Here is an 11,568-nt window from a genome sequence, read left to right on the forward strand (position 1 = left end):
TTATCAAGAGCAATGGGTGAAGATGTAGGCACGTATGCCATTAGTTCAACTTTAGCAAATGCGAATTATACAATTACCTTTACAGGAGCAGATTTCACGATTACACCAAAAGCAATTGCCATAGCAGCAGAGGCAAAAACAAAGGTTTATGGCGAATCAGACCCTGCTTTAACCTTTAGTATAAACCCAGACTTAGAGACAGGTGATGTTTTAACAGGAAGTTTATCACGAGCAACGGGCGAAGATGTAGGAACGTATCCAATTAGTTCAACTTTAGCAAATGCAAATTACGCAATTACCTTTACAGGAGCAGATTTCACAATTACACCAAAAGCAATTGCCATAGCAGCAGAGGCAAAAACGAAGGTTTATGGCGAATCAGATCCTGCTTTAACCTTTAGTATAAACCCAGACTTAGAAACAGGTGATGTTTTAACAGGAAGTTTATCAAGAGCAATGGGTGAAGATGTAGGCACGTATGCCATTAGTTCAACTTTAGCAAATGCGAATTATACAATTACTTTCACAGGCGCAGATTTTACGATCACACCAAAAGCAATTGCAATAGCAGCAGATGCAAAAACAAAGGTTTATGGGGAAGTAGACCCTGCTTTAACCTTTAGTATAAACCCAGCCTTAGAGACAGGTGATGATTTAACAGGAAGTTTATCAAGAGCAACGGGTGAAGATGTAGGAACGTATGCCATTAGTTCAACTTTAGCAAATGCGAATTACGCAATTACCTTTACGGGAGCAGATTTCACGATTACTAAAGCAGATCAGGTTATTACTTTTAATCCAATTTCGCATGATAATTTAGATAGTTTTGAATTAACAGCAACTGCAAGTTCTGGTTTAGCAGTTAGTTACACAAGTTCAGATACATTAATTGCAACTATAAATGGAAATGTAATTACAGTTTTAAGTCCAGGTACAGTAATTATTACAGCAACACAATTGGGTGATAATAATTTTAATCCAGCAATTGCGATTACTCAGAGTTTAACCATAGCTACATTAGGCGTTTCAGAAGATATTTTCAGTGCAAAAGATGTGTTTTTATATCCTAATCCTGCTAAAAACAGCTTAAAAATTAGTTTGGGTATTGATGCAGTAGAGGTTACTATATTTGATGTGAATGGTAAGAAAATTCAGGAGTACACCAATTATATTTCTGACCAATTAATAGATCTTAGAGATTTTAAAATTGGGGTATATCTGATTCGCATACAAAATAACCAAAAAATGATTACCAAGAGGTTGGTAAAAATAGAATAATTTAATTTATAAACTCAAATATAAAATCCGGAGTAAAATTTTTACTTCGGATTTTTCAATACTATATTATGAAATCTTTTTTATTTCTTGTCCTTTTATTTTGTTATACAACTGCTTTTAGTATGCAAATTTTTATAAAAACATTAGATGGCAGAACCATAACTTTAGATGTAGAACCTTCTGACACTATAGAAAATATAAAGCAAAAAATACAGGATAAAGAGGGTTTCCCACCTGACAGTCAAAGATTAATTTTTGCGGGAAAACTTCTAGAAGATGGCAGAACACTTTCAGATTATAACATTCAAAAAGAAGCAACCTTACATGTAATACTACTAAATCGGTTTATATCTACTACAAGTTCAAATTGGAACGACCCAACAAACTGGTCTTTAGGTAATGTGCCAAGTACCACAGATAATATTATTATAAATAATGGTACAACTGTAAATTTAAGCACCAATGAAACACTTCAGAATATAACTGTTTATGGAATTTTACATGTTAACCCAACTAAAACGTTAACTGTAAGTAATTTATCTGTAAAGAATACAGGTGTTGTAAACATAAATTCAGACAATACAGGTAGTGGAACCATTATAAGTAATAACAACTTAAACGTTGAATCTACAGCAAAATTAAACGTTTTTGCATCAAATAATAGTAGTGGTGTATTATTAGCAAATACTAATGCAAGTGGATACGTAACCTATAACAGAAACGAATTAGAAGCGAACAAATGGAGTTTGATAACGCCACCAGTTTTAGAGCAAAAAATTTTAGAATTTGCCCAAAGTACCGCAAATGATATTCGTATAAATACAACACCAAGTCCTAATAGATACGCAATAGCAATTTACAATGATGCGAATTTAAAAGATGAAAAATGGGAATATTATACTGCAAATACTAATTTAAATACAACTTTTGATGTCCATAAAGGATATTCAATTTCAAGAGCTTCAAATGGTAGTGTAAGTTTTACGGGAAATTTAGAAATAAACTCCTACAATACTGCTGTTGTTCAAAATCAATTTAATTTAATTGGAAATGCTTACACCACGTATTATCCAATTAATAAAAACGAAAACCAAAGTTTTTTAAGTGATAATGCAAGTAAACTTGCTACACCAGCAGTGTATATTTGGAGCAATAGCCAAACAAAATATGTAGCAGTTACCAATTCAATTTCGTCAGCAGAAAAATTTTTACAACCAAGTGAAGCTTTTTTTGTGGAGGTTGCAAACTATACAGAGTTGACTTTTAATAAAGATTTACGAAGTGAAATACCAACAACAGGTACTCATAATTTTAGCAAAACAGCAAGTACAAATCCTTATTTAAAATTAACCGCAAAAAATAAAAATGTGGCAGTAGCTACAAACATTATTTTTTCTGAAACAGCAACAAAAGGTTTAGATGTAAGGGAAGATATTAAAAATTTTGAAGGCGCTAATTTTGATATCAACTCGCATTTATTAGAAAATTCACATGGTAAAAATTATACTATACAATCTCTGCCTTTTTCAGAAATAAATAATTTAATAATTCCAATAAGTTTAACTGCTAAAACTAAAGATGTAATTACTATTTCTCTTAAAACTAAAGATTTACCAAATGGATTAATGTTGTATTTAGAAGATAGAAAAACCAATAGTTTTATAAGATTAGATGAGGAAGATACGCAGCATAACATTACTTTAAATGAAGATGTAAAAGGAATTGGACGTTTTTATTTGCATACATCTTCCAAGGTTTTATCTTCAGCTGCTAACATTTTAGATTCTATTTCTGTGTATAAAAGGGATAATAATACTTTGAGAATTACAGGTGTAAAAACTAAAAATGCAGTACTTAAAATATTTGATGTTTTAGGAAAGCAAGTTTTAAAAACGAATCTTAAAGGAGGTATTAAGAATGATATTCAACTTCCAAATTTAAAAGCAGCTATTTATTTGTTAGACATAACTGCAGAAAAAAGAAAATTTACCAAGAAAATAATTTTAGAATAATTCTTTACTATTTATTATTTAAACTTAAAAACCCGAAGTAAAAATTTTACTTCGGATTTTTTTTATGCTGTCATTCCTACGCAAGTAGGATTTTTTTTATATAATTACTTACTTAATTCAATAGCACTCGCAATAAATCTTCCATCTTTAATCACACCTTCAATAGCACCTTTTCTAATCACATTACAAAAACCACTATTTACATCATGAGCATCTCCAAAATCATCAATATTAAAACCATCTACAAAATAGGCTTTCTCATTAAATTTTACAGCTAAATTGCAACCATCTTCAGAGTCTAAGTCGAATTTACATTGTCCACAAGAAATTTCAGCCTGTTTAACACTAACTTTTAATTCAGTTTTGCAACTTGCAAAAACTAACAAATTTAAAATAATTATTTTTTTCATAATATTATTCTATAATTTTCAACTAAAAACTATTTCTTAGCCCAAGAATCTCTCAATCCAACTGTTTTATTAAAAACTAATTTTTCAGCAGTAGCATCATCATCAACATTAAAATAACCCATTCTTTGAAACTGAAAACGTTCGCCAATTGTTGCAGATTGCAAACTAGGCTCTAAATACGCTTCTATAATTTCTAGAGAATTCGGATTTACAAACTCCATATAATCTTTGTCTTTATGTGCATCTGGTGCTTCATCTAAAAACAAACGGTCATACGCTCTTACTTCTGCTTTTATAGCATGTTTTACAGAAACCCAATGCAAAGTGCCTTTAACTTTACGCATGCTTTCTGGAGTTCCACTGCCAGATTTTGTTAACGGATCATAAGTACATTGTATTTCTGTAATGTTTCCATCAGTATCTTTTGTACAACTGTTTGCCGTAATAAAATAGGCATTTTTCAAACGCACTTCTTTCCCTAATTTTAAACGGAAAAACTTCTTATTCGCTTCCTCTCTAAAATCTTCTTTTTCAATATAAATTTCTCTAGAAAAAGGCACTTGTCTGCTGCCAAAACCTTCTTCATAATCATTATAACTTGCGTCTAAAAATTCTTCTTCACCTTCAGGATAATTGGTAATTACCACTTTTACAGGATCTAAAACACCCATAACTCTTTTGGCAGTATTGTTTAAATCTTCACGAATTTTAAACTCTAAAAGTGCCACATCAATTACATTTTCACGTTTAGAAACACCAACAGTTTCTACAAAACTTCTAATAGCAGCAGGCGTATAACCACGTCTTCGTAAACCAGAAATGGTTGGCATTCTAGGATCATCCCATCCAGAAACTATATTTTCTTCTACCAACTTTAGCAACTTACGTTTACTCATAATAGTATAACTCAAATTCAAACGAGAAAACTCGCGTTGTTTTGGCGGATTTGGTAAGGTGCTTTTGCTGTATTCATAAACATTATCACGAAACCAATTGTATAATTTACGGTGTGGTTTAAACTCTAAAGAACATAAAGAATGCGATATTTGTTCAATATAATCACTCTCACCATGCGTCCAATCGTACATTGGGTAAATGCACCAATCTGAACCAGTTCTGTGGTGCGATTTATACATAATTCTGTACATTAAAGGATCACGCATTAACATATTGTCATCTGCCATATTAATTTTAGCACGCAATGTATGTTCGCCTTCCTTAAATTTCCCATCTTTCATTCCTTCAAACAATTCCAAGTTTTCTGCTACAGATCTATCTCTAAAAGGACTGTTTGTTCCAACTTGCGTTGGTGTACCTTTTTGCTCACGCATTACTTCAGAAGATTGAGAATCTACATAAGCCTTACCATCTTTTATCAATAAAACAGCCCAATCAAATAATTGCTGAAAATAATCTGATGAATAGCGTTCCTCTGCCCAATTATAACCCAACCAAGCAATGTCTTTTTTAATAGCATCTACATATTCTTGCTCCTCTTTTGCAGGATTTGTATCATCAAAACGTAAATTTACGGGTGCATTGTATTTTTGCCCCAAACCAAAGCTAATTCCTATCGCTTTTGTGTGGCCAATATGCAAATATCCATTTGGTTCTGGTGGAAAACGAAAACGTAAACTCTCTTTTGGCATTCCATTAGCCAAATCTTCCTCTATAATATGCTCTATAAAATTGAGCGATTTAGTTTCTTCAGACATTGTGTAATATGAAAAATTAAGATGCAAAATTACGTAAAATAACTTTTATAATTCCATTTTGGGCGGGCCCTTTCAGGTCAGGCTTTCCACTATATCTTTTTTTTTTAATGCTGAATTTATTTTAGTAATTCACAATAAAATAGCATAATTCATTTTTAAGAGGATGTATTTAGTTCAGATTTAAAAAAAAGGATGCCGTTTCAATCCTTCACGCAGGCATATTTAGCAGTTAAAGTTTTCCAAAAAGCCAAATGTGTATTTATAAATTGTCGTAATTTTGTGAGTATGAAAAATGAAGTTGCAAAAAAGCCAGACTTAGTTGTTTTTAACGAAGAAACACAACAATATGATGCTGCTTTAAAACCCTATGGAACCTCTGCAAGTTCTCCAGTAATAAAGCCATTAAATACAGCAAGTTGGAAAAACGATGGAATACAGCGTGTAAACAAACAACTAAAATCTAAATTTGATGAAGTTAAAGCAGAATACGAAGCTTTAATGCAAAAATTTGAGTACAACGATTTAATTTACAACGCAAAATTTAGTTTCGAGCCTATTTTTGGGGAAAATTATCACTTATACAATAACAGAAATGGCGAGCCTTTTTTATCTATAATAGAACCAGCACAATGTAGTTTTGAGTATTTGGGCTCTTTTAGACTAAATACAGACAAAATGTGGGAGAAAATAGAATAATTTTAAAGCAACCCTCAAAGGGTTTAAAACCCTTTGAGGGTTAAAAAAAACACAAATGGGAATTATACAGGTAAACAATATAAAAGTCTTTTCAAATCACGGTTGTTTAGATGAAGAAGCAAAAATTGGAAGCGAGTATAGAGTAAACGTAACTATAAAAGCCGATTTAAAAAAATCTGCAAAAACAGATAATTTAGTAGATACTGTAGATTATGTGCATTTAAACCATATTGTAAAAGAAGAAATGGCAATACGTTCTGAGTTGTTAGAAACAGTAGCACAACGTATTTTAGATCGTTTTTTTAAAGAATTAAAAATGATTACAAAAGCAACTGTTGCTGTGGCTAAAATAAATCCACCAATTGGTGGCAATGTTGCAGAAGTTGTAATTATGCTTACAAAAAAGAGATAAGCAAAATAAATCTTGCAGATTTTATAAAAATGCGTAAATTTGCAAACCTTAAAAGAGGTTTTGTAATTTTATAAGGCTTTTTTTTAAGCGCAAAAGGTGTCTTGGCCGAGTGGCTAGGCAATGGTTTGCAAAACCATGTACAGCGGTTCGAATCCGCTAGACACCTCTAAGAACCTTAATTCCTTATACGGAATTAAGGTTTTTTTATACTTTATATAGTAAAAGTATAATTTGTAGAAATTTCCAATAATAAATTTAAGTAATAATGCTTAATTGAAACAAATGCAATCAATTATAATGATTCCCTTTCAATTAAATGAAAAGGCACTTTAATTTCTTTTAATGTTTTATTTAGAATTATTTCTGCTGCAGTTTCACCCATAACTTTAAAATCTGTAGACATTACAGTAATGCCTAGAAGTTCTTTTAAAGGAGTATCATTGTAAGATATAATTCCAATATCACTACCCAATTTATATTCGTTTTCTCTTATTTGTTTTACTAGATTAACCAAATGTTCTTCCTCAATAGTAATAAAAAGATCTCCTTTTTTTATGACCATATCTGAATAAACGGTATCTATGATTTCAAAATCTAAACTATGTTCTACACAAAACTTTCTAAAGCCATGCAATATTCTTCTAGGATAAGGATAAACTGCTTTTTCCGGATAAACAAGCATTATTTTTTTGTACTTTCTTACTTTGGTAATACCTTGGTTTAATGCTCTATAAATGTCATTTTTAAAATCTTGATACACAATAGAACCTTGAACATCAAAACCTGGTTTTATATTATCTAAAAGTATCAATTTATCCTTAGGTATTTTTTTAAGAGCAGCTACAACTTTATCAGTAAAACTTACGTGTGTTAAGTCTTCTTTTTTAAAGTGGGGCATAACAACAAAGTAATCGTAAGCAGACTTGTTTTTGTCTAGTAAGTTTAAAAATAAAGTTTCATCACAATGATAAATATGTAAATCTGTGTGAGAGTTTGCGCCAATACTATCTATAAAGTGGTTGTATATCCTTAATTTATAAGAGCTTAATTTATTTACTAAAAATAATATATTTACCTTAGAAATTAATTTTGTTCGAGAAATATAAAATCCTTTTCCTCTAATACTAGTTATAATATTGCGTTCTTTTAAAATACTATACGCTTTCTCTACAGTATCTCGTGATAAATAAAATTCTTCACTAAAGTTATTAATAGATGGTATTTTTTCGTCTATTTGTAAGTTTCCTAAAGATATATTATTAATAATAGAATCAATTATTTGCTGATACTTTGGTATCCTAGAATTTTCGTCAATACTAATTAATTTTATTAAACTCATGTTGCCAATATTATTTATTTATCAATATTCTTCAATCTAACTAATAAGCCTGTAAAACTACTACTTTTATTGCACATTTATAGTTAAAAGTTTACCCGTTTTATTACATTAAAAGCAATAAAATTGTTTTTATTTTGAGATAATTTTAATTTGAGCGGTATAGTACAGGATACAAAATTTTTTATCCAGACGTATTTTTGTTTATGTTAAAACTTACAAATAAACAAAGCGGAAATGACTAAAACTTTTAAGTACGTCGATTATTTATGGGACGATAAGAAAGCATTATCTTTAGGAGATAATCAAGTTGAATTATTCTTATACAGGTCTAATATTTTAGGAGCAGATTTAAGAATTACAAATTACGGAGGAGGGAATACAAGTTGTAAAACCATAGAAAAAGACCCATTAACAAACGAAGAAGTTGAGGTTATGTGGGTTAAAGGTTCTGGTGGAGACATTGGTACTTTAACTCGTTCTGGGATTGCAGGTTTATATACAAACAGGTTGCGTGATCTTAAAAACGTGTACCAAGGTTTGCATGATGAAGATAGAATGGTAGGTTTATTTAACCATTGTATTTATGATTTAGATAGCAAAGCACCTTCTATTGATACACCTTTGCATGGTTTGTTACCATTTGCACATATAGATCACTTACATCCAGATGCTTTAATTGCAGTTGCTGCAGCTAAAGATAGTGAGAAAGTAACCAAAGAAATTTGGGGAGACACAATGGGTTGGGTGCCTTGGCAAAAGCCAGGTTTCGATTTAGGTTTACAATTAGAAAAATGTTTGGCAGATAATCCAGGTATTAGAGGTATTGTATTAGGGTCTCATGGTTTGTTTACATGGGGAGATACTTCTTATGAGTGTTATATGAATAGTTTAGAAGTTATTGAAATGGCTTCTGAATATATAGAACAAAAATTAAAAGAACAAGGTGAAGTTTTTGGTGGACAAAAAGTTGAAAGTTTACCAAAAGAAGAGCGTTTAGAAAAAGCTGCTCAAATAATGCCTTTATTAAGAGGTTTATGTTCTTCAGAAAATAGAATGATTGGTCATTTTTCAGATACTGAGGTTGTAATGCAATACATCAACAGTAACGATTTAGAAAGACTAGCTCCAATGGGAACTTCTTGTCCAGATCACTTCTTAAGAACTAAAATTCAGCCATTAGTATTAGAGTTAGATAAAAATGAAGACTTATCTGATGCAGATGCTATTGCAGCAAAATTAGAACCAGCTTTTGAAGCTTATCGTCAAGAATATGCAGATTACTACAATACTTGTAAAAAAGAAAATAGTCCTGCAATTCGTGATGCAAACCCAGTAATTATTATTTATCCTGGAGTTGGTATGTTTAGTTTTGCAAAAAACAAACAAACTACACGTGTAGCTAGTGAATTCTATATCAACGCTATTAACGTAATGCGTGGTGCAGAAGCAATAACTGCTTATACTTCTTTACCAAGACAAGAAGCTTTTGATATAGAATACTGGTTGTTAGAAGAAGCAAAATTACAGCGTATGCCAAAAGAGCAGCCATTATCTAGAAAAGTTGCTTTGGTAACTGGTGCTGGTGGTGGTATTGGTAAAGCTATTGCAGATAAATTAGCAGCAGAAGGTGCTAATGTAGTTTTAACAGATATTAATGAAGAAGCTTTAATTGAGGCTAACGGAACTTATAAAAGAGACGTATCTTCTTATGCAGTTTGTGATGTTACTAGTACAGAATCTATTGAAAGTGCATACAAAAAAGCTATTGTTGAGTTTGGTGGTGTAGACATTATAGTACACAGTGCAGGTTTAGCAATTTCTAAGCCAATTGAAGATACAACAGATAAAGATTGGAATATTTTACAGAATATTTTGGTAAAAGGTCAGTTTGATTTGGCTAAACAATTTACAGCAATTGCACGTAAGCAAAACCTTGGTGGAGATTATATTGCTATTGCAAGTAAGAACGGTTTAGTTGCAGGGCCTAATAATGTAGCTTATGGTACTGCAAAAGCAGCACAACAACATATGGTTCGTTTATTAGCAGCAGAATTAGCTAAAGATAAAGTAAGAGTAAACACAGTAAACCCTGATGGAGTTATTGTAGGAAGTAAAATTTGGGAAGGCGCTTGGGCAGAAGGACGTGCAAAAGCAAACGGTATTACTGTAGAAGAATTACCAGCCTTTTATGCAAAGAGAAACTTACTACACGAAATTATAACACCAGATGATATTGCTAACGGAGTTTTCTCTTTAGTAGGAATTCTAGACAAATCTACAGGTAATATTATAAATGTAGATGGTGGAATGGCTAACGCATTTGTGAGATAATAAAAATAATTTAATTTGAATTAGTAAGATAAGACTTCTATAAATTGCAATCCAGTTTATAGAAGTCTTCCTTAATTAAGCACATAATACAAGAATGAAAATTAATCAATCAGAAATTTCAGACTACAATCAGAAAACAGGTAAAGATCACAAAGAAAACTTTGACTTTTTATCTAATAAATTAACCAATAAAGGAAAAGATGTAAATAGCATTGTAGCTAAATTATCAGAATTTCAAGTAGCTATACCAAGTTGGGCTTTAGGTGCCGGTGGTACTCGTTTTGGACGTTTTGGATTCTACGGAGAACCATCAAACTTAGAACAAAAAATAGAAGATGTTGGTATTTTACACAGTTTAACACAAACAGCAGGTGCTGTTTCTTTGCATATTCCTTGGGATATCCCTTCTGATTATGATGCGATTAAACAAAAAGCAGAAGCGTTAGATATTAAGTTTGATGCAGTAAACTCTAACACTTTTCAAGATCAAAAAGACGCGGCAGAAACTTATAAATATGGTTCTTTAAGTAATGTAAGTAAGGCTGTAAGAGAACAAGCAATACAACACAACTTAGATGTTATTAAAATTGGAGATAAATTAGGCTCTAAAGCATTAACAGTTTGGTTGGCAGATGGTTCTTGTTTTCCTGGTCAAAATAATTTTCAAACTGCTTTTCAAAATACGCAAGACAGTTTAATAGACATTTACAAAGGTTTACCAGACGATTGGAAAATGCTAGTAGAATACAAGCCTTATGAGCCTAATTTTTACAGTACAGTAATTCAAGACTGGGGCGCATCTTTAATGTTGGCAAATGGTTGTGGAGACAAAGCTTATACTTTAGTAGATTTAGGACACCATTTACCAAACTCTAACATAGAGCAAATTGTATCTATTTTACAATTAAAAGGTAAATTAGGTGGTTTCCATTTTAATGATAGCAAGTATGGTGATGATGATTTAACTGTTGGAAGTATTAAACCTTATGCATTGTTTTTAATATTTAATGAATTGGTTTACGGAATGGAAAACAATCCACAAAATCCAGATTTAGCTTGGATGATTGATGCAAGTCACAATGTTAAAGATCCATTAGAAGATTTAATTCAGTCTTTAGAAGCGATACAAGAAGCATACGCAAAAGCATTACTAATAGACCAAACTGCATTAAGAACAGCACAATTAGAAAACGACGTTGTAAAATGTCAGGAAATCTTACAAGGTGCTTATAGAACAGATGTTAGACCTTTGTTAGAAAAAGCAAGAATAAATGCAGGTGGTGTAATTAGCCCAATAGATGCATATAGATCTTTAGGTGTTAGAGCACAATTAATAAAAGAAAGAGGTAAGCATACAATAGCTACTGGTTTATAA

At 31.4% G+C, this 11,568-nt stretch carries 9 protein-coding genes and 1 tRNA gene; 7 read left to right on the top strand and 3 right to left on the bottom strand.

The window, feature by feature from the left end:
• Both Q0684_RS02575 and Q0684_RS02580 read left to right on the top strand, forming a co-directional pair.
• On the top strand, positions 1 to 1,278 hold a 1,278-nt coding region (locus Q0684_RS02575; protein ID WP_299012475.1), incomplete at its 5' end, for an MBG domain-containing protein.
• Between the two features lie 122 nt (positions 1,279 to 1,400).
• Positions 1,401 to 3,290 (top strand): ubiquitin-like protein, encoded by a 1,890-nt coding sequence (locus Q0684_RS02580; protein WP_299012476.1) that lies wholly within the window; start codon positions 1,401 to 1,403, stop codon positions 3,288 to 3,290.
• A gap of 104 nt (positions 3,291 to 3,394) precedes the next feature.
• Here the strand turns inward: Q0684_RS02580 and Q0684_RS02585 are convergent, their stop codons facing one another.
• Positions 3,395 to 3,700 carry a DUF6370 family protein gene (locus Q0684_RS02585; protein WP_299012477.1) on the bottom strand — a complete coding sequence of 102 codons (306 nt, stop codon included), beginning with the start codon at positions 3,698 to 3,700 and terminating at the stop codon, positions 3,395 to 3,397.
• A gap of 29 nt (positions 3,701 to 3,729) precedes the next feature.
• Positions 3,730 to 5,415, bottom strand: a complete 1,686-nt coding sequence (locus Q0684_RS02590; RefSeq protein WP_299012478.1) for a glutamine--tRNA ligase/YqeY domain fusion protein — start codon at positions 5,413 to 5,415, stop codon at positions 3,730 to 3,732.
• A 285-nt stretch (positions 5,416 to 5,700) separates the two neighbouring features.
• On the opposite strand from Q0684_RS02590, the gene Q0684_RS02595 reads away from it, so the two are divergent.
• From Q0684_RS02595 to Q0684_RS02605, 3 genes are all read left to right on the top strand, one after another.
• Positions 5,701 to 6,111, top strand: a complete 411-nt coding sequence (locus Q0684_RS02595) for a DUF2452 domain-containing protein (protein ID WP_299012479.1) — start codon at positions 5,701 to 5,703, stop codon at positions 6,109 to 6,111.
• A gap of 55 nt (positions 6,112 to 6,166) precedes the next feature.
• The gene (folB, locus tag Q0684_RS02600; RefSeq protein WP_299012480.1) at positions 6,167 to 6,523 is read left to right on the top strand and encodes a dihydroneopterin aldolase; all 357 of its coding nucleotides are present in this window, start codon (positions 6,167 to 6,169) and stop codon (positions 6,521 to 6,523) included.
• 95 nt (positions 6,524 to 6,618) lie between these two features.
• Positions 6,619 to 6,689, top strand: a tRNA-Cys gene (locus Q0684_RS02605).
• 126 nt (positions 6,690 to 6,815) lie between these two features.
• On the opposite strand, the gene Q0684_RS02610 is transcribed toward Q0684_RS02605, so the two are convergent.
• Positions 6,816 to 7,862 carry a GntR family transcriptional regulator gene (locus Q0684_RS02610; RefSeq protein ID WP_299012481.1) on the bottom strand — a complete coding sequence of 349 codons (1,047 nt, stop codon included), beginning with the start codon at positions 7,860 to 7,862 and terminating at the stop codon, positions 6,816 to 6,818.
• A gap of 234 nt (positions 7,863 to 8,096) precedes the next feature.
• On the opposite strand from Q0684_RS02610, the gene Q0684_RS02615 reads away from it, so the two are divergent.
• On the top strand, positions 8,097 to 10,193 hold the full coding sequence (locus Q0684_RS02615; RefSeq protein ID WP_299012482.1) for a bifunctional aldolase/short-chain dehydrogenase: 2,097 nt from the start codon (positions 8,097 to 8,099) through the stop codon (positions 10,191 to 10,193).
• Between the two features lie 94 nt (positions 10,194 to 10,287).
• Complete coding sequence (locus tag Q0684_RS02620) at positions 10,288 to 11,568, top strand: sugar isomerase (protein ID WP_299012483.1); 1,281 nt, start codon at positions 10,288 to 10,290, stop codon at positions 11,566 to 11,568.

Origin of the sequence: uncultured Polaribacter sp. (genome assembly GCF_947503875.1) — a bacterium.
In the GTDB taxonomy this organism is placed as follows: domain Bacteria; phylum Bacteroidota; class Bacteroidia; order Flavobacteriales; family Flavobacteriaceae; genus Polaribacter.